The sequence below is a fragment of the Enterococcus sp. DIV0008 genome, from assembly GCF_050542615.1.
GTDB lineage: Bacteria > Bacillota > Bacilli > Lactobacillales > Enterococcaceae > Enterococcus_D > Enterococcus_D innesii.
The window spans coordinates 271,386-294,354 of the sequence record NZ_CP172937.1 but is presented as its reverse complement, the minus strand read 5'-3'; the positions used below and the strand labels follow the sequence as shown (position 1 = coordinate 294,354).

Sequence of the window (22,969 nt, the reverse complement as noted above, 5' to 3'; positions counted from 1 at the left end):
CATTCAATAAAAAGGGAAAGGTAGGAGGGTTTTATGAAAATCATAGGTTATGCTCGCTCAACGATTACCGATAACTCCACAAGTGAACAAATAAACAAACTTAAGGAATTCGGTTGTAATGACTATTTCCACGAAACCTATAGCTTGGAAGAAAGTGAAGAAAATCATTCATTGGAGTCAGTGGTGGCCCAGATGCAGCCCGGCGACACTTTAGTTGTTACGGAACTGCATCGTTTAGGAAAAACGACCCGACAGCTGACCGAGCTTACTGATCTATTAAAGCAGCGAGAACTACATTTGGTTTCGTTAGCAGAAAACATCGACACGCGTGAACCGATGGGTGAAGTATACTTCAATTTGATGGAAGGACTTGCGATCATGGAACGCTCATTGATCAAAGAGCGCACGTTAGTCGGCTTAAACAAAGCCCGCAAAAAAGGCAAAATTGGCGGTCGTCCGAAGATTGATCCGAAGACGATCAAGAAAATCCGTCATTTGTACTACGAGAAAAAAGAAACGATTCAATATATTTCTGAGAAATGCGGTGTTTCTGTAGGTACCTGCTACAAATACATAAAATTATCCGAAGAAGAATGGCGCAAGTTACGTTCATAGTTGTCGACTCTCCTAGAACAGCATAAAACAAAAGCGGTCCGTTTTTTAAAGATCCTCATTTGTTTTTCCTTAAGAATGGCGTTTTCCCCAGCTTTTCCTCCAAAACCATGGAAATTCTTTGAGAAAGAGTGTACAATAAATACGGAATTGAAAATTTCAGAAAAATATCGAATATCTAAAGGAGAGTTTTACATGCCAAAATTAGTATTTTCTCGTCATGGACTAAGCGAATGGAACAAATTAAACCAGTTTACCGGTTGGGCTGATGTTGATCTAGCGCCAGAAGGTGTCGAAGAAGCAATCGAAGGCGGACGTAAAATCAAAGAAGCAGGCATCGAATTTGACGTTGCTTACACATCTGTTTTAACTCGTGCCATCAAAACTTGTAATTACATTTTAGAATATTCTGATCAACTTTGGGTACCAACGATCAAATCATGGCGCTTAAACGAACGTCATTACGGTAAATTACAAGGTTTAAATAAAAAGGAAACTGCTGAAAAATACGGTGACGAACAAGTACACATCTGGCGTCGTTCTTACGATGTTTTACCTCCATTGATGGAAGCTTCAGATGAAGGTTCTGCTGCAAACGACCGTCGTTATGCAATGCTTGACCCTCGCGACGTACCTGGTGGCGAAAACTTAAAAGTTACTTTGGAACGTGCATTGCCTTTCTGGCAAGATGAAATCGCCCCAGCATTAAAAGACGACAAAACTGTCTTAGTTGCGGCTCACGGAAACTCTCTACGTGCATTAGCAAAACATATCGAAGGTATTTCTGACGAAGATATCATGGATCTTGAAATCCCAACTGGTCAACCACTTGTTTATGAATTGAACGATGATTTGACTGTTGCGAAAAAATACTACTTATAAGCCTCGCTTATCGCTGTCCTTTTTTAAAAAAGGGCAGTTTTTTTATTGGCATTTGCTCCCCCCTCTCTTATAATTGAGGGCGTACTCGAAAGGAGCTTATTATGAAACTAGTCAAAAATGATACCGTTTTATTTTTAGGTGACAGCATCACAGATTGCGATCGTGATCGCCAAGATCCCCACGATTTAGGACATGGGTTTGCCCGTCTCGTTGCCGATCAGCTGGCAGAAACATTCCCCACTGCAGGATTTACCTTTTATAATCGGGGGATCGGCGGCAACAAAGCTGCCGATGTCTTAGCCCGTCTCCAAGAAGATTGCCTCCAATTAGCGCCTGACGTTCTGGTCTTTATGATTGGGATCAACGACACGTGGCACAATGCCGGTGGTCCCGATTTTGGTTCAGAAGAGGCCGCAACATCCTTTGAGGCAACCTACCGTCAAATTCTGGAACAAGTGACCCAACAGGGGATCACACGGATTTTCTTACTGGAACCTTTTGTTTTGCCATATCCTGAAGATCGCCAAACCTGGCGCATCGATCTTGATCCGAAAATCCAAATCGTTCGTCGCTTAGCTGCCGCCTTTCATTGTCAGCTGCTGCCGCTGGATGGCTTGTTTGCCGAAGCAGCCGTTGCTAGCTCCCCACAGGCTCTGACAGGCGATGACGGTGTGCACCCCACTCCTGCTGGACACGCCTTGATTGCAGATCAGCTAATGACCCGTTTGGCTTTTTCTTCTGAAGGGTAAATAAACAGACCGCTCCGCGACAACCAAGTCGCAGGAACGGTCTTTTTTTATGATTAGAGATAGGTTGAAGGAGTCAATGAATCTTGGTAGATTGCAATCACGTCTTCTTCTTGCAGCGGTACATAGGCATTTGTTGCAATCGAGCTGAATTGAACTGCTTGAGCCGCCATTTCAGCAAAATGAGTGTCATCGGCGATCCCTACTTCTGGCAAAGTCATCGGAATATCGCAAGAAGCAAAAAAGTCATAGAGTTTTTGAATCCCCATTCGGGCAGCTAATTCTGGCACTGCTTCTTGGACACCAAAGACTTCTCTGGCAAAACGCGCAAATTTCGGCGCCGTTTCTTCATTCAATACATGAAGCATCCAGCGTGGGGTCAGGATCGCTAAGCCGATGCCATGGGTAATGTCATAAAACGCACTCAACTCATGCTCCATCGCATGACAAGACCACGCTCCACCTTTGCCGCTTCCAGTCAAACCATTCAAGGCTAAAGTGCTCGCCCACATCAAATTCGCCCGTGCATCATAGTCTGTGGGGTCATTTAATGCGATGGGTAGATTTTTAATGACTGCTTTTAGCAATCCTTCTGCTACACCGTCTTGGACATCTGTTCCTTCTGTTTTACTGAAATAATTTTCAATCAGATGGCTCATGATATCCGCTGAGCCGGCAGCCGTTTGATAGCGACTGACACTAAAGGTCGTTGTTGGATCTAAAAAGGATACTTTCGGTAAAAATTCGGGTCCGTGAACGCCAAGTTTTTGTTTCATTTCTAGATTAGAGATCACTGCGCCGCGATTCATTTCACTGCCGGTAGCTGCAAGGGTCAAGATCGTTACTAATGGAATCGCTGGCCCTTGATAGCTTCTGGAAAGTACTAAGTCCCAAGGCTCTTGCTCACTGCAAGCCGCCCCGGCGATCACTTTGCTGCAATCAATGACAGAACCGCCGCCAACAGCTAAAATGACGTCGATCTTTTCTGAACGACAAAGAGCGGCTCCTTGACGAACGGTTTCGATTCGTGGATTTGGATCGACACCAGTCAATTCAGTGACTTGATTGCCGTTGGCAGTCAATTGCGCCATGACTGCATCGTACAAACCGTTTTTCTTGATACTGCCGCCACCATAGACTAGCAAGACGTTTTTTCCAAATGTATTCAGTACCTCTGGCAGCTCGTTCAGACGGTCTTTCCCAAAACGAATGTCCGTCGTTACATGAAACGTAAAATTATTCATTGTCTCGTCTCCTTTTCACACCTTTTCTTTTCATTAAACCATTTTCTGGCAAAAGTGCAACGCTTCTTCGTGGCTTTTTGCCAACAAAAAAAGATAACACATTCTCGGTTGCATGCAAACCAATACGATTTGGCTGCTTGCTCTATCAAAAGCAAGCAGCCTTCGCATCGTTCATGCACCGATCCTGCGGTATCTTTTTTACGCGATCGCTGTTTCTAAGCCAACTTTGATCATGTCGTTAAATGTCGTTTGTCTTTCTTCTGGCGTTGTTTCTTCTCCAGTTATGATGTGGTCGCTGACGGTACAGATCGCTAAAGTTTGAACGTGGAATTTCGCCCCTAAATAGTATAAGGCTGCAGCTTCCATCTCAACACCCATCACCCCAAGGTCTGCCAACTGTAACGTTTCCGTCATGTCATCTTTGTAGAAGGTATCTTCAGATAAGATGTTGCCGACGTGGGTCGTAAATCCTGATTCGATCGCTGTATCATAGGCTTTACGTAGCAGTGCAAAGTCAGCGATTGGTGGGAAATGGAAACTTTGGAAGTTTTTTGCCACCATCGATGAACTTGTTGCTGCCGCTTGGGCAATCACAAGATCACGCACGTGGACATCTTTTGAGATGGCACCACACGTACCGACCCGAATCAATTTCTTCACGCCGTAAGAGTTGATCAATTCATGGGCATAGATGCTCGCTGAAGGCATGCCCATGCCAGTTCCTTGGACAGAGACTCGCTCGCCCTTATATACGCCTGTATAGCCCAGCATCCCCCGAACATTGTTGTAACAGATCGGATCTTCTAAAAATGTTTCAGCAATATATTTTGCCCGCAGTGGATCACCTGGTAACAAGATTTTGTCTGCGATCTCGCCTGCTTTTGCTTCGATATGAACGCTCATTCGTTTTTCTCCTTTGGTCTGCTTTTTATAGTACTGCTAACGTTTCTTTGATCAACGCTTTAAATTCTGCCTTGACCCGTTCCGTCGTTTCCACGACTTCTTCGTGATTCAAGCTCGCTTGCATACCAGCAGCCAAGTTTGTGATGCAAGAAACACCTAAGACTTTCAAGCCACTGTGAACAGCAACGATCACTTCTGGGACAGTCGACATACCGACAGCATCGGCACCGATCGTCCGAGCAAAGCGGATCTCTGCTGGCGTTTCATACGTAGGACCTGAGAAGCCCATATAGACGCCTTCTTTTAAGTGCAATCCTTTTGATGCGCCAACTTTTTGTGCCGCTTCCCGATAAGGCAAATGGTAGGCTTGGCTCATATCTGGGAAACGTGGACCCATTTCTTCTTCGTTTTCACCAATCAGTGGGTTGTCCCCCATAAAGTTGATTTGATCGGTGATCAACATCAAGTCTCCAGGCTGGAAGCTTTCGTTCACACCGCCACAGGCATTGGTCACGACTAAAGAATGAGCTTTCAATGCCGCCATCACACGGACGGGGTAAGTGACCGTCTGCATCGAATGGCCTTCATAATAATGGAATCGCCCTTGCATCGCTAAGACTTTTTTCCCAGCTAATGTTCCATAGACCAATTGTCCGGCATGACCGACCACTGTCGAAACAGGAAAATGCGGGATATCGTTGTAAGGCAACACGATTGGGTTTTCGATCTCATCGGCTAATTCCCCTAAGCCAGAACCTAAAATCAAGCCAAATTCCACTTCACCGACGCCGCTTCCTTTGATAAATGCCGTTGTTTCTTGTAATTTCTCATGTAACGTTGTCATTTCATCACCTCTAGTTTAAATGTTTTAAAAAGCTAGTTCCGTTTTCTGTAGCTGAAACACCAAAGTTTTCAGCGATCGTTGCGGAAATATCCGCATAGTAGCCTTGTGGCAATTTTCCTTGGCCTTGGAATTTCTTGCTGTAGGCTAATAATGGCACATATTCTCTCGTGTGATCCGTTCCCGTAAAGGTTGGGTCATTGCCGTGGTCAGCTGTGATCAATAACAGATCCTCATCTCCCATTGCTTCTAAGAGTTCTGGAATACGCAAATCAAAATCTTCAATGGCGTGGGCATACCCTACGACATCGCGACGGTGACCATAAAGCGCATCGAAGTCAACCAAGTTCGTAAAGCTTAGACCCGTAAAGTCTTGTTTCATCACTTTCAGTAATTGATCCACACCGTCCATATTGCTCTTCGTCCGTACAGAATCGGTGATTCCTTGCCCGTTGAAGATATCATTGATTTTCCCAACGGCGATCACGTCTTTTCCAGCTTCTTTCAATGAATCTAACACTGTATGGCCAAATGGATCGAGTGCGTAGTCATGACGATTGCTCGTACGAGTAAAGTTTCCAGGCTCACCGACATAAGGACGCGCGATGATGCGGCCGATCATATACGGCTCATCTTTCGTGATATCCCGAACGTACTGACAAATACGATACAATTCTTCTAATGGAATGATTTCCTCATGAGCGGCGATCTGCAACACTGGGTCAGCCGAAGTGTAAACGATCAGATCCCCGGTCTTCATTTGATGTTCGCCAAAGTCATCAATGACTGCTGTCCCAGAATACGGCGCATTGCAGACGATTTTACGTCCTGAGAAGGCTTCGATCTGTTGCAACAATTCATCGGGAAACCCATCGGGAAATACGCGGAAAGGCTTTTGGATATTCAAGCCCATGATCTCCCAGTGCCCCGTCATCGTATCTTTCCCAACAGAAACTTCTTCCAATTTGGTTGCATACCCATCATGGTCAGCTACCGCCTTTACGCCTTCTAAAGGACGAATCGTACCTAGGCCTAATTGTTCCAAGTGAGGGATCGTTAAGCCTGCTTCTTTTGCAATATGGCCTAATGTATCTGAACCGACATCACCAAAAGCTGCCGCATCAGGTGCTTCACCAATTCCGACTGAATCCATCACGATCAAGTGTACACGTTTAAACATTCTATTCCCTACTTTCTTTATTTTATGCTTTTACAAGCGGATCTACTACCTCTATCATACTAAACTTAAGCAAAAATTGCGCTGGGTTGCTTTGGAAATTTCCTGATGCGTTCCTTTCACCCAGAGGATAGAAAAAGGGCAGGACACAGCAACACATTCATGTCCCATAGCCCCACCCTTTCATACTGAAAAAATTATTTAGATTTAATGTAGTTCTTCCCGTTAGCTTTCGGACCAGCGGCTTTTCCAAGGAAAAGAACGAGCACGATGATCGTCAAGGCATAAGGCGCAGCTTGTAAGTAAACCGCTGGAATGGAAGAGATGATTGGCAATTGGCCACCTACGATACTGATGTTTTGCGCGAAACCGAAGAAAATCGCTGCGCCCATCGCACCAAGTGGATTCCATTTACCAAAGATCATCGCAGCCATCGAGATAAACCCTTGACCGGCGATCGTTGTCACGGCAAAGCGACCCGCGATCGATTGAGCAAACAAGGCACCGCCCATCCCGCCAAGGAATCCAGAGATCAAGACGCCTGAGTAGCGCATCACGTAAACATTGATCCCTAAGGTATCAGCTGCTTGTGGATGCTCACCGACAGAACGAAGACGCAACCCAAAGCGTGTTTTGAAAATCACGAACCACGCGATCACTGAGATCAAAATAGCGAAGTACGCCGGTAAGAATGTTTGATTAAAGAAAATCGGGCCAATGATAGGAATATCTTTAAGAATCGGGAAATTGAAATACCCCAATGTCCGTTGGATGTTATCCGTTTGCCCTTTGTTGTAGATCGCTTTGACTAAGAACACGGCCAAAGCTGGTGCCATCAAGTTCATCACCGTACCACTGATGATGTGGTCGGCACGGAAGTTGATGGTTGCCACCGCATGCAGCAAGGAGAAAACCACACCGACAAGTCCGCCGACGAGCATCCCTAACCACGGTGTCCACGCACCGAATTGTGACGCAAATTCAATATTGAAAACAATCGAGCTAAAAGCACCCATAACCATGATTCCTTCAAGACCCACGTTAACGATCCCGCTTCGCTCTGAGAACACGCCACCTAGCGCCGTCAAAATCAGAGGAGACGCATAAATCAATGTTTGAGTGACGATCGAAGAAATTAAACTAATATCCATTAGATGGTTCCTCCTTCCTGATCTTGATCGTTTGGTTGGGCTTCAATCTCCTGTACGACCAGCGCTTCTTTTTTGCCGTCAAAGATTTTTGCCAACAAGAAACGAATCACAAAACTGATCGCTACGAAGAAAATAATAATTGCGATATTAACATCAACTAATTCAGATGGAATACCTGCAAACTGCATGCCTTGTCCACCTAATTTCAAAATACTGAACAAGAGGGCTGAAAGCAAGATTCCGATCGATGAGCCGCTTCCTAACAAGGATACAGCCATACCGTCAAACCCGATGCTTAATGATGACCCTTGAACGAAGAAGTTTTCAAACGTTCCTAGTCCTTGAACAACTCCACCTAATCCGGCAAGTGTCCCAGAGATGATCATGGAGATAATGATCGTCCGTTTGCTGCTCATCCCAGCATATTCAGAAGCGCTTGGGTTCAAGCCCACCGCGCGGATCTCATAACCAAGAGTGGTTTTTTTCATCAAGAACCAAACCAAAACTAAGAAGATCAAGGCTAAGAAGATCCCTAAGTTCAAGCGAGAGTTACTCGTGATGCTTGCTAGAAACGGCGTCTGCATGGAGGCATTTTCCCCCACCATTTTCGTGACCCCTTTTGTCGTGATCATGGATTCACTCATCACATTATTGACTAAATGGTTCCCCGTATAAAGCAAGATATAGTTCATCATGATCGTCACGATGACTTCACTTGTTCCAAAGAATGCCCGTAGGAAACCAGGAATCGCAGCTGCGATCGCCCCGCATAAAGCCCCTACGATCACGGCTAATGGCAAGACCACTAAACGAGGTGCATCCGGCATCGCCAGTGCGACCCAGATACTGGCAACCCAACCTGCTAGCGCTTGACCAGAAAGACCGATATTGAAGAATCCTGCTGAGTTTGCAACGGCAAATCCCAGAGCAGTAAAGATCAAGGGTCCTGCTGTAACAAAAATCTCACCAATGTTGCGGGCATTTAACCCACCTGTTTGTCCGTTGATAAAAACGGTCCGAAACATTTGTGTATACCCTGTGATTGGGCTGTAGCCGAAGGCCGCCATGATGATCCCGCCAAGGACGAATCCCAACAAGACAGCGATGATCGGCACTAATATATTGCGGATCTTTTCTTTGCGGTTATTCAACCGAACCACCTACTTCCTCCATTTGCAGCTCTCGTCTTGCTTCCTCCAAGGAGTACCCTGCCATCAACAAGCCAAGCTCTTTCTCTGATGTTTCTTTCGGATCAACGACCCCAACGATCTCACCAGCATGAATAACAGCAATGCGGTCTGATACATTCAAAATTTCATCTAATTCAAAGCTGACTAACAACACCGCTTTGAATTTATCCCGCTGTTCAATCAAGCGTTTGTGGATAAATTCGATCGCTCCGACATCCAACCCACGGGTCGGATTGGCAACGATCAATAGATCAGGATCGCGGCTGATTTCTCGTGCGATGATCGCTTTTTGTTGATTCCCGCCGGACAATGCCCGTGCTGGTACGATCTCGTTGACTGTTCGTACGTCAAATTCTTGAATCAAGTCACGAGCAAACTCGTTGATCTCTCCATAATCCAAGACACCTGCATTACTCAAAGGTTTTTTGTAGTAGGTTTGTAAGGCGATGTTTTCTGATAACATCATATCCAAGACAAGTCCGTATTTGTGACGGTCTTCTGGCACATGGCCAACGCCGGCTTCGGTGACTTTCCGAGGCTTGAAGTTGGTGATGTCATCGCCATTCAGCAAGACCCTGCCACTTTCGACTTTCCGTAAACCAGTGATGGCTTGTAACAGCTCTGATTGCCCATTGCCATCGATACCAGCAATCCCCAATACTTCACCTGCACGTACTTCTAAGCTTAAGTTTTTGACTGCTTCTAAGCCGCGGTTTTCTTTTACGACTAAGTTTTCAACAGAAAGCACGACTTCTTTTGGTGACGCCTCTTTCTTCGGTGTCTTGAAGGACACAGAACGACCAACCATCATATCGGCCAACTGTTGTGAACTGACGTCTTTGACATTGACAGTGCCGATCCCTTGCCCCCGACGGATAACTGTACAACGGTCTGCCACCGCTTTGATCTCATCCAGTTTGTGGGTGATCAAGATGATCGATTTCCCTTCACGCACCAATCCGCGCATAATCTCAATCAGCTCTTCGATTTCTTGCGGTGTCAAAACTGCCGTTGGTTCATCAAAAATCAATACATCTGCGCCGCGGTAAAGAGTCTTCAAGATCTCTACCCGTTGTTCCATTCCGACAGAGATGTCACGCACATAGGCATCTGGATCAACCGATAAACCATATTGTTCAGAAACCTTTTTGATTTCTTTGCGGGCTTTCTTGCGATCTAACACACCGAGATGATGGGGTTCGCTCCCCAAAATGATATTTTCTGTTACAGTAAAGGCGTCTACCAGCATGAAATGCTGATGCACCATACCGATCCCCAATTTGTTTGCTGCGGTCGGACTCGTGATATTCACTTTTTCACCATTCATCCAGATCTCACCAGATGTTGGTTCCAATAATCCTGACAGCATATTCATCAAGGTCGACTTGCCCGCTCCATTTTCACCAAGCAATGCGTGGATTTCTCCCGGCCTTACTTGCAAGTTGACATCGTCATTGGCTTTGAACGTTCCAAACTCTTTGGTGATATGACGCATTTCTACAACATATTTTTCCTCAGCCAAATTACTCACATCCTTACTTTCTAATTCGCTTATACAAACCATTCGTCATGTCAAAAAAATAATTGCTATTGCTTAGGATGATTACTATCCTCATGAAAACCCATAGCTTTCATCAACATAGTAATCCAACAACGATCATCTTGCCCTAAGCTAGGGCAAGATAACCGAAAAGCATAACTTTATTTTTCAGGTGTTTCTGGTACTTCTACTTTGCCGTCGATTACGTCTTGTTTCGCTGTTTCGATCGCTGCTTTGGCATCATCTGAAAGGAACCCTTCAGTAATGTCTACACCGCCATCTTTCAAGCCGTAAACAATGTGTTCGCCGCCAGGGAAGTTATCTTCTAACGCACGAGTTGAGATATCTTGTACCGCTGCGCCAACACCTTTCAATGTTGAAGCCAATGTGAAGTTATCTTCTTTGCCGTCAGCAGTTGTGAAATTACCTTCGTCTTGTTGATCGCTATCTACACCGATGACCCAAACTTTTTTGTCTTCTAGGTCTGCTTCGTTCAATTGTTCGTTGATTGCTTTTGCTTCTTGGAAGACACCTGCACCAGTACCGCCAGATGCATGGAAGATTACGTCAATGCCGCTTTGGTACATTGAAGCTGCCAATGCTTTCCCTTTTGCAGGATCACCAAATGATGCTGCATATTGAGGATCAACTGTGATTTCTTTGCCTAATTTTTCAGCTGCGTCTTGAACGCCCTTCATGAAACCAGCTTCGAAACGGTCGATAACGACGCCTTCTTCACCACCGATGAAGCCGACTTTGTTTGTTTTGGTTGTATAAGCTGCAGCAAAACCAGCTAAGTAAGCTGCTTCATTGTCTTTAAATGTTGCTGAAACGACGTTGTCTTTGCCTTCGATCACATCATCGATGATCCCGAATTGTGTATCAGGGTTTTGGTCAGCTGCTGCTGAGATTGCGTCTTTCAATAGGTAACCAACACCAAACACTGTTTTGAAACCATTTTGCACGGCACCATTTACGTTTGTTGTGTATTCTGATGCTTCGTTTGATTGCACGTAGTCATATCCACCAGCACCGCGAGCGATCCCGTGTTCTTCTCCCCATGCTTCTAAGCCTTCCCACGCGGATTGGTTGAATGAACGGTCATCCACCCCGCCGATATCGGTAACGATTGCGACACTATGCGCTGCATCAGTCGTACCGTCTGCAGAACCGCCGCCAGTTGAATCAGTTGAACCTGAATTTCCTCCGCCACAAGCACCAAGTAAAGTCAACCCAGCTACTGCAACAATACCTAAACTAAATAATTTTGCTTTTTTCATTGCTGTAAAGCCCCCTAAAAATATAGTTTTTTTTCAACAGCCGCATCGACTGAATGAACATGGTTTATAAATCTTTGTTCGTGAAGTAATAAGGCAATAGGCCTTCTACCGTGGTTTCTTTGATGACACCATCATCACCGACTAAGGTAACCGGCATATCTGGCGCACAAAATTCCACCATGACCTGGCGGCAAGCACCGCAAGGAGAGATCGGTTCTGGCGTATGACCCGCCACAACCAAATGTTGAAACTCTTTTTCGCCTTCAGAAACGGCTTTGAAAAAAGCCGTTCGTTCTGCGCAATTTGTTAAGCCATATGAGGCATTCTCAATGTTGATCCCTTGATATATCGTACCATTTTTGGAAACGAGACAAGCACCGACCGGAAACTTAGAGTACGGCACATATGCTTTATCTAAGGCGGAAACGGCGGTGTCGATCCACTCTTTTTTCGCTATTGTCATTGTCTTCCCCGCTCTTGTATTTAATTTTTGCTACTTTAACTTAATGCTAGGCTTAGTAGCCAGCACCTGTTGAGCCAGTCACGATGGCAACACTTGCGCTTGTTCCTAAGCGGTTTGCGCCCGCTTCGACCATAGCTGCAGCTTCTGCTTCGTTGTGGATACCACCGGAAGCTTTGACACCCATTTCTGGTCCTACTGTTTCACGCATCAAGCGAACATCTTCAACGACTGCCCCACCAGTTGAAAAGCCAGTTGAGGTTTTCACGAAATCTGCACCGGCTGCTTTGGCTAATTCACAGGCTTTGACGATTTCTTCGTTGTCTAATAACGCTGTTTCAATGATTACTTTGACAAGCGCTTTGTCTTTGGCTGCTTCAACGACTGCTTCGATGTCTGCTTGAACTTTTTTGTATTGTTTTGATTTTAAGGCACCTACGTTGATTACCATATCGACTTCATCTGCGCCGTTTTTGATCGCATCTGTTGTTTCATAAGCTTTGACCTCAGATGTGTTTGCCCCTAAAGGAAAACCGATCACGGTACAAACAGCCGTTGGTTCGCCTTGTAATTTTTCTGCTGCTAATGAAACCCACGTTGGATTGATGCAGACAGAATAGAAGTGATAGGTTTTTGCCTCTTCGATGATTCGTAAAACATCTTCCTCCGTTGCGTCTGCTTTCAAAATCGTGTGGTCGATCATGCGATTCAATTCCATTTTTATTCGCTCCTTATTCTGTAATAATGTCATGGATCAATGGCGGTTCTGCGCCATCTTCCCCAATTTCAATATTTTGGTCGATCAATGCTTTGACATCCTCGATTGCTTCGGTATTGCTATAGATCGTCAATAGCGATTCTCCTTTGCTTACGGATTCGCCAACTTTCTTATGCAATTTGATGCCCACGGCATGGTCGATGTCTTCGTCTTTGGTCTTACGACCTGCCCCTAACATCATCGCCGCGATCCCTAGCTCATTGGCAACTAATTTCGTCACCACGCCGCTAGTTTTCGCTGGGACTTCCACTTCATATTTCGCTGTCAAAATCTTGCTCGGGTCATCGATCACTGTAGCGTCTCCGCCTTGGTCTGTGATCATCTGTCTGAATTTTTCTAACGCTTTGCCTGAATGCAGGGCTTCTTCCAACAGTTGGCGTGCTTCTTCCAATGAATCAGCTTTTTTCGCTAAAACGACCATTTGGCTGCCCAGTGCATAGCACATTTCTTCCAAGTCTTTCGGTCCTTTTCCTTGCAGTGTCTCAATGGCTTCCACCACTTCCAAACTGTTGCCGATCGCTTCCCCTAGAGGCTGTGACATATCAGAAATGACTGCCATCGTTTGGCGATTTGCCAATTTTCCGATACGGACCATCGTTTGGGCTAAGCGTTTGGCATCCTCCAAGTTTTTCATAAAGGCGCCATCGCCTGTGGTTACATCTAACACAATCGCATCGGCACCTGCCGCGATTTTTTTACTCATGATCGAACTGGCAATCAATGGGATCGAACTAACCGTTGCCGTCACATCTCGTAAGGCATACAGTTTTTTGTCCGCAGGAGCTAAATCTCCTGATTGACCGATCACGGCCACTTTGCTTTCGTTGACTAATCGGATAAAGTCAGCTTCAGAAAGCTCGATTTTAAATCCAGGGATTGCTTCAAGCTTGTCTAACGTCCCACCGGTATAGCCTAAGCCGCGGCCAGACATTTTCGCAACCGGTACGCCAACACTAGCCACTAAGGGCGCTAAGATCAATGTGGTCGTATCACCAACACCACCGGTCGAATGCTTATCGACTTTGATTCCTTCAATTGAGGATAGGTCGATCACTTCGCCAGAATTTGCCATTGCTAGCGTTAAGTTCGTGATCTCTTCATCTGTCATATCTACATAAAAAATAGCCATCAACAAGGCACTCATTTGATAATCTGGAATACTTCCTTCAGTATACGCAGTTACAATGTAGTCAATTTCTTCCTTCGTCAATGACTTGCCGTCACGTTTCTTTTCAATTAAATCCACCATTCGCATCGAAATGACCCTCGCTTCCTTTAACATTATACAATAATTTTTCGTAGGGTAAACCACTTTAGTAAAACAGTTTACTAAATATCGCAAAACTATGAAAACACTTACAAGAAGAAATATACCGCATTATTTCTCGCTTGTCAATGTCTTCACGCTCTCACGAATAATTAATTTTGTATCAAAAATCTTATTTGGAATTCGCCGTGTCGGAAACTCAATGGCGTCCACTAAAAACTTCGCTGCGGTAAAACCGATCTCAAAGGTCGGCTGCATGACCGTGGTAAGCGGTGGTGTGATGTATTCCGATAATTTCAAGGCATCAAAGCCGATCACCGAGTAGTCTTCCGGTACTTTTTTGCCCGCCTCATAAATCGCTTGATAACAGCCGATCGCCATGGCATCGTTGCCGCAGAAGAACGCTGTGATCTCTTTATACTTCAATAATTCCTTCGTTGCTTCGTACCCACCAGTAACCGTTAATTCAGCATTTTCTACATATCGGCCTTTAAAAGGGATCTGATGATCTTTTAAGGCATGGCGATAGCCATTGAACCGTTCCTCTAATTGATAGTAGCCGGTGATTTCTTTGAGCATCGCAATGTTGCGGTGACCATTCTTGATCAAATAGCTGACGGCTTGGTAGGCCCCTTCGTATTCTTTCACGATCAAACGACCATTGTCCCGCTGATTGATCCCACGATCGACTAAAATAATTGGTCGGTCATCAAAGAACCCGCTCTTCAAGGAATAATCCTCTGGCAGCAAATGCGGCGTCGCTAATAAGATGCCATCTACCGAACGATGAGACAGTTCATTCAAATATTGAACTTCTTTTTCTTGGCTGTGGCGCGAATTGCATAACACTAGCATGTAACCTAGTGGATTGAAATAACTTTCCGCCCCTTCAATGACTTTAGAGAAAAAGAAATCCGTCACATCAGGCACGATCATTCCGATCGTTTTTGAATGGCGGTTGATAAGATTCGAAGCAAAAAAATCCGGCTTATAGTGATATTTATTTACGATATCTAAGACCCGCTTTCGGGTTTCTTCACTAAACCGGCTGCCTTTATTGTTTAGGATCTGCGACACGGTCGTGACAGAGACGCCAGCCATTTCAGCAATCTGTTTAATCGTCAATTTCATCTGCTTCTCTCCTCTCTTGCCTAAAGTGTAGCAAATTTTTCTCAAAAAAAATAGCACACTTTCAACAAGTGTGCGACTTTCTTTTTCGTTGATCAAAAATAGCCTGACGATACAGACAGGTGATTAACCAACGCTGCGATTGCTTGAAAGGCTGCTGACAACAGGCTTTTTGAGAAACCAACTGCCCAGTTGCTGCTAACCAACACTTGCCTTGGCGATGCCTTTGATCTGTTGAGAATCAAAGAGCAGCTACGCTTCTTTTACGCTTTGAATGATGTAATAGCCTTTGTCTTTTTTGATGATTTCGGCATTGCCAAAGGTCTCTTGCATTTTCTTTTGAGCACTCGGCGCCCCTTGTTTCTTTTGGATCACGATCGTTAAAGTTCCCCCTGTTTTTAGTAGCGGAAACGCCCCTGTCAAAATCTCATGGACGACTTCTTTTCCTGCCCGAATCGGTGGATTGCTGAGGATCGCCGCATAAGCAGGTTGATTTAATTGGGCATAGATATTGGATTGATGGATATCTACCTGTTCAATGCCGTTACGCTGGGCATTGCCTTTTGCCAAATCCACTGCCCGCTGATTGATATCGATCATCTCGACAGGCCGATGACTTGCATAAGCCAACGCTAAACCAACAGGACCATAGCCACACCCAACGTCTAGCAGACTTCCTTCTGGCAGCTCCGCCCACTCAAACGCATCGATCAGCACCCGCGAGCCGTAGTCCACCGTGTCACGGGAAAACACCCCGCTATCTGTCACAAAATGAAACTTCTTTCCTCTTAATTCAAACGACCACTGTTCAAAATCATGGGCCGTATCAGGATTTTCTGTATAGTAATGATTACTCATGGTTATGCCCCTTTCTTCTATTCCCTCTTCGCTTGTTTTTTCTACTGGCTTCTACTGGTTTTTCCTTGTTTCTTCTACTAGAACGAGTGACCGTAGTGAAAACACCAGTAAAAAAGCCGTGCAAGATTTGCCTGCTGCTTCTTTCTAATCATACCGAAAAACAGCCAGAAGTAAACGCCCAGCAAAAAAAACAACGAAAAAACAGTTTTTTGTTGTTTCTGCAAAGGAAATCATGTCTTTTTTCCAAGTTCCGCGGGTTTCTATGGTAAAATACTTTCGAACAGTGGCCTATCGCTTCTAATAGAAACCGATGATGCCGCAAAAAAGGAGCCTACTATGCAAGAAACCATGAATTTTTATCAAATTCCTCGTGAGCAATGGCAAGGGTTTTATACGAACGGCATGATGCCTTTCACTCAAGAAGAATTGGATAATATCAAAAGTTTGAACGACCGGATCTCGGTCCAAGATGTGGAAGATGTTTACGTGCCTTTATGCCATCTGATCCATCTTTATATGAAAGAGTTTGAATCATTGACCCTCAGCAAGGGACTCTTTTTACACCGCTACGTCAAAATGCCGCCTTTTATCATTGGCATCGCTGGAAGTGTCGCCGTCGGCAAAAGCACCACCGCACGGCTCGTCCAAAATTTGTTGGCCCGTTTGTTTCCCCGCAGAACCGTCCAACTGATCACCACTGACGGCTTTTTGTACCCGAACGAAGTCTTGGAGGAACGCGGCAGCTTGAATCGCAAAGGATTTCCAGAAAGTTATGACATGGAAGCCTTGATCAACTTTTTGAATGCGGTCAAGTCAGGAGAACCAGACATTCAGATCCCCGTCTACTCCCATGAAGTCTACAATATTATTCCTGATACGTATGAAACGATCAGTCAACCAGATATCTTGATCGTGGAAGGCATCAATACCCTGCAACTGCCTGCCAACCAACAAATCTATATCAGTGACTTTTTTGATTTTTCAATTTTCGTGGATGCCCAACCAGCACTGATCGAAAAATGGTATTTGGAACGATTTGAATCATTACTAGACACTGCCTTTCAAGATCCCAGCAATTATTATTACCAATATGCGATCGGGGATCGCAAGGAAGCGATTAAAATGGCAAAAGAAGTATGGAAAAATGTGAATTTAAAGAATTTACACGAGTATATCTTGCCTACACGCAGCAGAGCCGATATAATTCTTCATAAAACAAAGCACCATTTGATCGATGAAGTGTTCTTGCGCAAGTATTGACCGCTTCATTTTTATCATTATGCTGTTGAAAAGGCCCAGCCTTTTTTCAATAAAAACTAAAAGAATTGAGGTAATTTATTGTGACAAACGTTGACACTTTGCCAAACGTCGAAAAAATTATCGTACTTGATTACGGTAGTCAGTACAACCAGCTGATTACACGCCGTATTCGTGAGTTCGGTGTTTTCTCAGAATTATTGAGCCACCGCATTACCGCTGAAGAAGTAAAAGCGATGAATCCAAAAGGGATCATCTTATCTGGCGGACCAAACAGCGTCTACGACGAGAACTCTTTCGGCATCGACGAGAAAATTTTTGATTTAGGCATCCCAGTTTTAGGGATCTGTTACGGCATGCAGTTGATTACTTATAAATTAGGCGGAACAGTTGAACCAGCCAAAAACCGTGAATACGGCAAAGCAGAATTGGAAGTCACTTCTGATGCAGCGGCCCTTTTCCAAAACACGCCCGCAACCCAAACCGTGTGGATGAGCCACGGGGATTTGGTCACTCAAGCACCTGCAGGCTTTGACGTTGTGGCGACGAGCAAAGATTGCCCGATTGCTTCTATCCAAGATGCCGAACGCAAAATGTACGGTATCCAATTCCACGCAGAAGTTCGCCATTCAGAATACGGCAACGACTTATTGCGTCACTTTGCCATTGACGTTTGTCAATGTACAGGTGATTGGACAATGGACAACTTCATCGATATGGAAATCGCAAAAATCCGCGAACAAGTGGGCGACAAAAAAGTCTTGCTTGGTCTTTCAGGCGGGGTCGATTCTTCTGTCGTTGGTGTTCTTTTACAAAAAGCGATTGGCGATCAACTGACTTGTATTTTTGTTGACCACGGCCTCTTGCGTAAAGGCGAAGCCGAGCAAGTAATGGAAAGCTTAGGCGGCAAATTCGGCTTGAACATCATCAAAGTTGATGCCAAAGAACGTTTCCTATCAAAACTTGCTGGGGTTTCTGATCCTGAAGAAAAACGCAAGATCATCGGGAATGAATTCGTGTATGTCTTCGATGATGAAGCAACGAAACTAGCTGGCGAAGAAGGCGTTTCTTTCCTTGCCCAAGGAACCCTTTATACCGACGTCATCGAATCAGGAACCGAAACTGCTCAAACCATTAAATCACACCACAATGTGGGTGGTTTACCTGAAGACATGCAATTCAAATTGATCGAACCATTGAACACCTTGTTCAAAGACGAAGTCCGTGAATTAGGGACCCAACTTGGCATGCCAGACAGCATCGTATGGCGCCAACCATTCCCTGGACCAGGTCTAGGCATTCGTGTCCTTGGCGAATTGACAGAAGAAAAACTAACGATCGTCCGCGACTCAGACGCAATCTTGCGGGAAGAAATCGCAAATGCCGGCTTAGACCGCGACATTTGGCAATACTTCACCGTCTTACCAGGCATCCGCTCCGTCGGTGTCATGGGTGATGGCCGGACCTACGATTATACCGTCGGCATCCGTGCAGTCACTTCAATCGATGGCATGACCGCTGACTTTGCCCGCATCCCATGGGAAGTCCTACAAAAAATCAGCGTCCGCATCGTCAACGAAGTCGCACACGTTAATCGGATCGTGTATGATATTACGAGTAAACCACCTGCTACTGTGGAGTGGGAATAAAGAGCCAATATAATAAGGATGGGGAATGCCTATAAATCAACATTCTTCAGTTTTAAAAGAGCTTGATTTTCATTAAAAATGATATGATTCCCTACCATTTTCCCTACCAAAAATTGGTAGGGATTTATTCTTATAAACCAAGTCTATTTACCTATCATATAAAGATTGATTATTTAAAAATTCACATAGATTTTTGAGGTGAAAAAAATGAACCTATCTAATGTACCAATTGATAAAACCGATATTAATCAAAGTCTGCTAGATATATCAGATAAATCTAGAACAAGCAATTTTTCATGGAAAGGGCAGTTTTCTCCAGAATTCATTGAAGCTATACTAGAAAAATATACTGACAACAACAGTGTACTATACGATCCGTTTTTAGGATCTGGAACTGTAGTATCTGAAAGTTTAAACAGAGACCTAGAGGTCTGTGGAATTGAATTAAATCCAGCAGCTTACCATATGGCAAAATTTTACGAACTAGGTAACTGTTCAACTCGTTATAGAAATGAGTTAATAAATTATTATGATAAAAGACTAAATAATATAATGACAGAGAAAGACTTTACAGAATTTATTGACTTTTGCAAACATCCTAATCTTGAAACAACTTACAATAACATTGCTAAATTGCTGTTAATCCTAAGTGATCTTAATAAAAACGAATTGAATATAACTATATTGTCTAACAAATGGGGTAAATTGAAGGAATTAATTAAACGTTTACCCTACTCAAAAAAGAAAATAGATGTACTTTTAGGGGATTCAAGAAGAACAAAATTCAAAAGTAACTATGCCACTATAGTCCTAACTTCCCCTCCTTATATTAATGTGTTCAATTATCACCAAAACTATAGAAAATCTACCGAATTTTTGGGATATGATGTACTCAATATTGCAAAATCAGAATTTGGTTCAAACAGAAAACATAGAGGAAATAGATTCTATACTGTTATTCAGTACTCTATAGACATGGCATTGTCAATTTTAGAATCTCTAAGAATTAGTAAGATGGATGCAAGACTCATTTTTATAGTTGGAATCGAGTCAACGGTGCTAGGTCACAAATTTTGTAATAGTCAAATTATTTTCGATATATTTAACAGCATATTCAATTGTCCACTATTATTGAGACAACAAAGAGTTTTTAAGAATAGATATGGCATAATAATAAAAGAAGATATTTTACACTTTGCAAAAAAAGTAGATGTTACTTTGAGCAAAGAAGAAATAGTAACAATGGCTAGAAAAATTGGAGTACAAGAATTAAAAAAAGCACTTTCTGATAATGATCCTAAAAGAGATTTGATAATGGATGCTATAGAAAAATCTAATAATATAAATGAATCGGAGTTGAATAACCATGGTTAGAGGAGTACATGGGGAGAAATTGATTGCAGTTCTGAATAGTAAAAAATTACCCGAGGTAGACAAAGACAGGATATTGTTAGCTATCAAAAATTATGATTCTTGGATTGAATCTATGAACCTGATTTCTTCAGGCGACATTGGTGAAATTGTTGAATTGATGGTAGATTTGCTAAATAAATACAAGAACTTCTTAGATTTAAATATAATTTACGATTCTCCCGAAAATTTTCTTTATAGACAGAAAGGTCAATTAAAGATTGATAATACTGTAATTGAAGAATTCTTACCCATATTGGTTTCGAAATGTTTAGAAAGTAGAGATGGCATAAATAATGAGATTCAAATCTCTTCTCAAGCCAAAGTATATTCGTCCGTTCATTTTTCTTCTTCTTTAAATACTCCCAAGTTAGCCGGTGGAATGGAAATAAAATCTAAAGATCAAGATTTTTCCATGAGTCGGAAACTTTATTTAAAAGCTTCTTATAGTAATAATTTTCCAGATTCTGAAAGTGATATTTTATCAACAAACTTGGGATATATTTTAGCTGAAATAAAAACAAATTTGGATAAAACAATGTTCCAAGAAGCATCTGCAACAGCTAGAGATGTTAAAATGGCAGTTACTGGCGCACGATACTTTCTACTTTGTGATTTTTTGGATATGACACCCATAAGTTCATCAACAACCTATATTGATGAAATTATCATTTTCAGAAAAGCTAAAAGACTCCCATCAAATAAACGAAGTTCATTTGCAACGTATGAGGGAAGGATGTACAACAGAGATTTTTATGAAAAATATTTATACGATCATCCCTATGACACAGAACTAATGTTGCGTTTCGTTAACTATATTTTAAAAGAAATTGCTAACATTGATCTTGTTGAAGATGACGTCATTGATATCGGCTATTTCTAGTATATGACTATTCTTAAATAGGAATAAAGAGCCACCATAATATGTATGGGGAATGTCTATAAATCAACATTATTCAGTTGTTGAAGAGCTTGATTTTCATTAAAAATGATATGATTTCCTGCCATTTCCCCTACCAAAAATCCCTTGTCAGACTAACGTTTGACAAGAGATTTTTCTTTTTTCACTACTTTTCTTAAAGGGATTCTGTACTCCACAAATTTATTCGAATACTTTTCCATACCTTTCAACGTACCTTTTTTCTAATTCATCTTCCAGTAAGTACATCTGCTAATTCCATATTTACTAATCAATCCGTTTTCAAAATTCTTCATAATGTGGATCATTTTACATTTTTTTCAAATATACCACCATACATATAATAAGATGCAGACCAAAATGGTATCAACAAAAAAAGACGCTTCACAAACAGTGTTGTGAAACGTCCGAAACATTGATATATAAGAAATATTAACGGTTGAACAAAGAACCTTTACGAGCCTTTTTGAGACCTGGTTAGCCCAACTATTTTTTCAATCAGTTCAAAATGCTTTACTAGTAACAATTTAAAGAGTTTTAAACATGAAAAACTTTAATGACTTTCAATTTGTTTGAAAGCAATATTGTCAATTACTTGCAAGCCAAACCGACACTGTTGAATGCATACACATAAAGCATTGGCTGGGAATAAAGAGCTAACATATTATGGATGGAGAATTTCTATAAGCCAACATTGAGTAGTTCTTGGAAATTTGATGGTATCTGATTTAACACAAAACGCTTTACATCAGTATTTTTGAGTTTGTTAAAAAGCTGATAATTGTTAATAAAACTTGTTCGAGAAGGTCAAAAGTATGGTCAAAAAAATACTCGCCAGTGTATCATCTCTCAATAATCATCACTTCTATAGTTCATCGTTACTTTCTAAATTAGCAGAATAGCCATATACTGACCATCTTAACGCAAAACATAACATTGCATTTTCTAATATTGACATACACTATAGGCGGCTCATTTGGATTAATATCACTTATTTTTAAGAGGTGATTTGAATGAAAGATAAATGAACAACAGATAAAATGAAAGGCAAAGCGAAAGAAGTTGCTGGTGATGTAACCAATGACAAAGAAACAAAAGTAGAAGGACTTTTAAATCAAGCCATTGGTAAAGTTAAAGAAGTTGCTTCTTATGTAAAAGAAAAAACAGAAAAGTAATTGAAGACGTAAAAGACAAAGCTACACAGGTTGTATCTGAACAATTTGACAACCTAAAAACAAAAGATAATCCTGCCTATGAAGAAACCTTTTACAAAACAATTAGAATCAATCACCTTAAAACGAGATGTCAATGATTATTTTTATGTTTCCAAAAAATATGATCCAAATACCATCAAATACAAATTCGAACGATTCGAATGGAGTGGTAGTACAATTGCCCAAGAAACAACAAATACAGGGAATATAAAATAAAAAAGGTCAAACAGGACAAACTATTGCCGGTACGGCAATATTAGGGTCTACAGGAGGAATTATTAGCAGTTCTGGAAAACGGAAAAGTAAAGTTAAAACTAAATCAATCACAAAGATAAAAGAAATCGGCAGCGAGGGAACAATATTTTTACAAAATTTAGAAGATAACTCTATAAAAGAAGTAAAAGTTTTTCTTTATTCTTCACAAGCAAGCAATCTAGAACGCTTTATTGTAAATGTAGATTAC

General features: G+C 42.5%; 21 protein-coding genes and 1 pseudogene. 9 read left to right on the top strand and 13 right to left on the bottom strand.

The window, feature by feature from the left end; translation table 11 throughout:
- Positions 1-33 precede the first annotated feature (33 nt).
- From IGI84_RS01355 to IGI84_RS01345, 3 genes are all read left to right on the top strand, one after another.
- The gene (locus IGI84_RS01355) at positions 34-615 is read left to right on the top strand and encodes a recombinase family protein (protein ID WP_077453912.1); all 582 of its coding nucleotides are present in this window, start codon (positions 34-36) and stop codon (positions 613-615) included.
- Positions 616-807: 192 nt separating this feature from the next.
- Positions 808-1,494 (top strand): 2,3-diphosphoglycerate-dependent phosphoglycerate mutase, encoded by a 687-nt coding sequence (gene gpmA, locus IGI84_RS01350; protein ID WP_005226871.1) that lies wholly within the window; start codon positions 808-810, stop codon positions 1,492-1,494.
- Positions 1,495-1,595: 101 nt separating this feature from the next.
- On the top strand, positions 1,596-2,243 hold the full coding sequence (locus IGI84_RS01345) for an SGNH/GDSL hydrolase family protein (RefSeq protein WP_077453913.1): 648 nt from the start codon (positions 1,596-1,598) through the stop codon (positions 2,241-2,243).
- A 53-nt stretch (positions 2,244-2,296) separates the two neighbouring features.
- Here the strand turns inward: IGI84_RS01345 and IGI84_RS01340 are convergent, their stop codons facing one another.
- From IGI84_RS01340 to IGI84_RS01280, 13 genes are all read right to left on the bottom strand, one after another.
- On the bottom strand, positions 2,297-3,484 hold the full coding sequence (locus IGI84_RS01340; RefSeq protein WP_081118826.1) for an iron-containing alcohol dehydrogenase: 1,188 nt from the start codon (positions 3,482-3,484) through the stop codon (positions 2,297-2,299).
- Between the two features lie 198 nt (positions 3,485-3,682).
- Positions 3,683-4,387 carry a purine-nucleoside phosphorylase gene (gene deoD / locus IGI84_RS01335; RefSeq protein WP_005226852.1) on the bottom strand — a complete coding sequence of 235 codons (705 nt, stop codon included), beginning with the start codon at positions 4,385-4,387 and terminating at the stop codon, positions 3,683-3,685.
- A 25-nt stretch (positions 4,388-4,412) separates the two neighbouring features.
- Positions 4,413-5,231, bottom strand: coding sequence for a purine-nucleoside phosphorylase (locus tag IGI84_RS01330; protein WP_008376402.1), 819 nt, complete (start codon positions 5,229-5,231; stop codon positions 4,413-4,415).
- Between the two features lie 10 nt (positions 5,232-5,241).
- The gene (gene deoB / locus IGI84_RS01325) at positions 5,242-6,408 is read right to left on the bottom strand and encodes a phosphopentomutase (protein WP_005232555.1); all 1,167 of its coding nucleotides are present in this window, start codon (positions 6,406-6,408) and stop codon (positions 5,242-5,244) included.
- 194 nt (positions 6,409-6,602) lie between these two features.
- Positions 6,603-7,556 (bottom strand): ABC transporter permease, encoded by a 954-nt coding sequence (locus tag IGI84_RS01320; RefSeq protein WP_005232556.1) that lies wholly within the window; start codon positions 7,554-7,556, stop codon positions 6,603-6,605.
- Positions 7,556-8,707 carry an ABC transporter permease gene (locus IGI84_RS01315; protein ID WP_005226844.1) on the bottom strand — a complete coding sequence of 384 codons (1,152 nt, stop codon included), beginning with the start codon at positions 8,705-8,707 and terminating at the stop codon, positions 7,556-7,558. Before IGI84_RS01315 ends, IGI84_RS01320 begins: the two co-directional genes overlap by 1 nt.
- Positions 8,700-10,310: an ABC transporter ATP-binding protein gene (locus IGI84_RS01310; RefSeq protein WP_372443572.1), complete on the bottom strand. Its 1,611-nt coding sequence runs from the start codon at positions 10,308-10,310 to the stop codon at positions 8,700-8,702. The genes IGI84_RS01315 and IGI84_RS01310 overlap by 8 nt, the downstream gene beginning before the upstream one ends.
- A 137-nt stretch (positions 10,311-10,447) precedes the next feature.
- Positions 10,448-11,566, bottom strand: coding sequence for a BMP family lipoprotein (locus IGI84_RS01305; protein ID WP_077453918.1), 1,119 nt, complete (start codon positions 11,564-11,566; stop codon positions 10,448-10,450).
- A gap of 64 nt (positions 11,567-11,630) precedes the next feature.
- On the bottom strand, positions 11,631-12,029 hold the full coding sequence (locus IGI84_RS01300; protein ID WP_081118824.1) for a cytidine deaminase: 399 nt from the start codon (positions 12,027-12,029) through the stop codon (positions 11,631-11,633).
- 52 nt (positions 12,030-12,081) lie between these two features.
- Positions 12,082-12,744: a deoxyribose-phosphate aldolase gene (gene deoC / locus IGI84_RS01295; RefSeq protein WP_005226835.1), complete on the bottom strand. Its 663-nt coding sequence runs from the start codon at positions 12,742-12,744 to the stop codon at positions 12,082-12,084.
- Positions 12,745-12,757: 13 nt separating this feature from the next.
- Positions 12,758-14,059, bottom strand: coding sequence for a pyrimidine-nucleoside phosphorylase (locus tag IGI84_RS01290; protein WP_005226834.1), 1,302 nt, complete (start codon positions 14,057-14,059; stop codon positions 12,758-12,760).
- A gap of 123 nt (positions 14,060-14,182) precedes the next feature.
- A complete protein-coding gene (locus IGI84_RS01285) occupies positions 14,183-15,202 on the bottom strand; it encodes a LacI family DNA-binding transcriptional regulator (RefSeq protein WP_005226832.1) in 1,020 nt (339 codons plus the stop codon).
- A gap of 249 nt (positions 15,203-15,451) precedes the next feature.
- Positions 15,452-16,057 carry a class I SAM-dependent methyltransferase gene (locus IGI84_RS01280; RefSeq protein WP_220426294.1) on the bottom strand — a complete coding sequence of 202 codons (606 nt, stop codon included), beginning with the start codon at positions 16,055-16,057 and terminating at the stop codon, positions 15,452-15,454.
- A gap of 336 nt (positions 16,058-16,393) precedes the next feature.
- Between IGI84_RS01280 and coaA the strand changes: the two genes are divergently transcribed.
- From coaA to IGI84_RS01250, 6 genes and pseudogenes are all read left to right on the top strand, one after another.
- Positions 16,394-17,317 carry a type I pantothenate kinase gene (gene coaA / locus IGI84_RS01275; RefSeq protein WP_005226828.1) on the top strand — a complete coding sequence of 308 codons (924 nt, stop codon included), beginning with the start codon at positions 16,394-16,396 and terminating at the stop codon, positions 17,315-17,317.
- Between the two features lie 80 nt (positions 17,318-17,397).
- Complete coding sequence (guaA, locus tag IGI84_RS01270; RefSeq protein WP_074934454.1) at positions 17,398-18,963, top strand: glutamine-hydrolyzing GMP synthase; 1,566 nt, start codon at positions 17,398-17,400, stop codon at positions 18,961-18,963.
- A 207-nt stretch (positions 18,964-19,170) separates the two neighbouring features.
- Complete coding sequence (locus IGI84_RS01265; RefSeq protein WP_252704498.1) at positions 19,171-20,337, top strand: DNA methyltransferase; 1,167 nt, start codon at positions 19,171-19,173, stop codon at positions 20,335-20,337.
- Entirely contained in the window at positions 20,330-21,256 is a 927-nt protein-coding gene (locus tag IGI84_RS01260) for a Bpu10I family restriction endonuclease (protein WP_252704497.1), read from the top strand. The genes IGI84_RS01265 and IGI84_RS01260 overlap by 8 nt, the downstream gene beginning before the upstream one ends.
- Positions 21,257-22,332: 1,076 nt before the next feature.
- Positions 22,333-22,461: pseudogene (locus IGI84_RS01255) on the top strand (CsbD family protein); the annotation flags it as partial.
- A gap of 84 nt (positions 22,462-22,545) precedes the next feature.
- Complete coding sequence (locus tag IGI84_RS01250) at positions 22,546-22,722, top strand: hypothetical protein (protein WP_252704495.1); 177 nt, start codon at positions 22,546-22,548, stop codon at positions 22,720-22,722.
- The last annotated feature ends 247 nt before the right edge of the window (positions 22,723-22,969 follow it).

What these genes read in the sequence shown, in the direction of transcription:
- IGI84_RS01355 (WP_077453912.1), top strand. Translation starts at nt 34, where the DNA reads ATGAAAATCATAGGTTATGCTCGCTCAACGATTACCGATAACTCCACA.
- gpmA (WP_005226871.1), top strand. Translation starts at nt 808, where the DNA reads ATGCCAAAATTAGTATTTTCTCGTCATGGACTAAGCGAATGGAACAAA.
- IGI84_RS01345 (WP_077453913.1), top strand. Translation starts at nt 1,596, where the DNA reads ATGAAACTAGTCAAAAATGATACCGTTTTATTTTTAGGTGACAGCATC.
- IGI84_RS01340 (WP_081118826.1), bottom strand. Translation starts at nt 3,484, where the DNA reads ATGAATAATTTTACGTTTCATGTAACGACGGACATTCGTTTTGGGAAA.
- deoD (WP_005226852.1), bottom strand. Translation starts at nt 4,387, where the DNA reads ATGAGCGTTCATATCGAAGCAAAAGCAGGCGAGATCGCAGACAAAATC.
- IGI84_RS01330 (WP_008376402.1), bottom strand. Translation starts at nt 5,231, where the DNA reads ATGACAACGTTACATGAGAAATTACAAGAAACAACGGCATTTATCAAA.
- deoB (WP_005232555.1), bottom strand. Translation starts at nt 6,408, where the DNA reads ATGTTTAAACGTGTACACTTGATCGTGATGGATTCAGTCGGAATTGGT.
- IGI84_RS01320 (WP_005232556.1), bottom strand. Translation starts at nt 7,556, where the DNA reads ATGGATATTAGTTTAATTTCTTCGATCGTCACTCAAACATTGATTTAT.
- IGI84_RS01310 (WP_372443572.1), bottom strand. Translation starts at nt 10,310, where the DNA reads ATGGTTTGTATAAGCGAATTAGAAAGTAAGGATGTGAGTAATTTGGCT.
- IGI84_RS01305 (WP_077453918.1), bottom strand. Translation starts at nt 11,566, where the DNA reads ATGAAAAAAGCAAAATTATTTAGTTTAGGTATTGTTGCAGTAGCTGGG.
- IGI84_RS01300 (WP_081118824.1), bottom strand. Translation starts at nt 12,029, where the DNA reads ATGACAATAGCGAAAAAAGAGTGGATCGACACCGCCGTTTCCGCCTTA.
- deoC (WP_005226835.1), bottom strand. Translation starts at nt 12,744, where the DNA reads ATGGAATTGAATCGCATGATCGACCACACGATTTTGAAAGCAGACGCA.
- IGI84_RS01290 (WP_005226834.1), bottom strand. Translation starts at nt 14,059, where the DNA reads ATGCGAATGGTGGATTTAATTGAAAAGAAACGTGACGGCAAGTCATTG.
- IGI84_RS01285 (WP_005226832.1), bottom strand. Translation starts at nt 15,202, where the DNA reads ATGAAATTGACGATTAAACAGATTGCTGAAATGGCTGGCGTCTCTGTC.
- IGI84_RS01280 (WP_220426294.1), bottom strand. Translation starts at nt 16,057, where the DNA reads ATGAGTAATCATTACTATACAGAAAATCCTGATACGGCCCATGATTTT.
- coaA (WP_005226828.1), top strand. Translation starts at nt 16,394, where the DNA reads ATGCAAGAAACCATGAATTTTTATCAAATTCCTCGTGAGCAATGGCAA.
- IGI84_RS01265 (WP_252704498.1), top strand. Translation starts at nt 19,171, where the DNA reads ATGAACCTATCTAATGTACCAATTGATAAAACCGATATTAATCAAAGT.
- IGI84_RS01260 (WP_252704497.1), top strand. Translation starts at nt 20,330, where the DNA reads ATGGTTAGAGGAGTACATGGGGAGAAATTGATTGCAGTTCTGAATAGT.
- IGI84_RS01250 (WP_252704495.1), top strand. Translation starts at nt 22,546, where the DNA reads ATGAAGAAACCTTTTACAAAACAATTAGAATCAATCACCTTAAAACGA.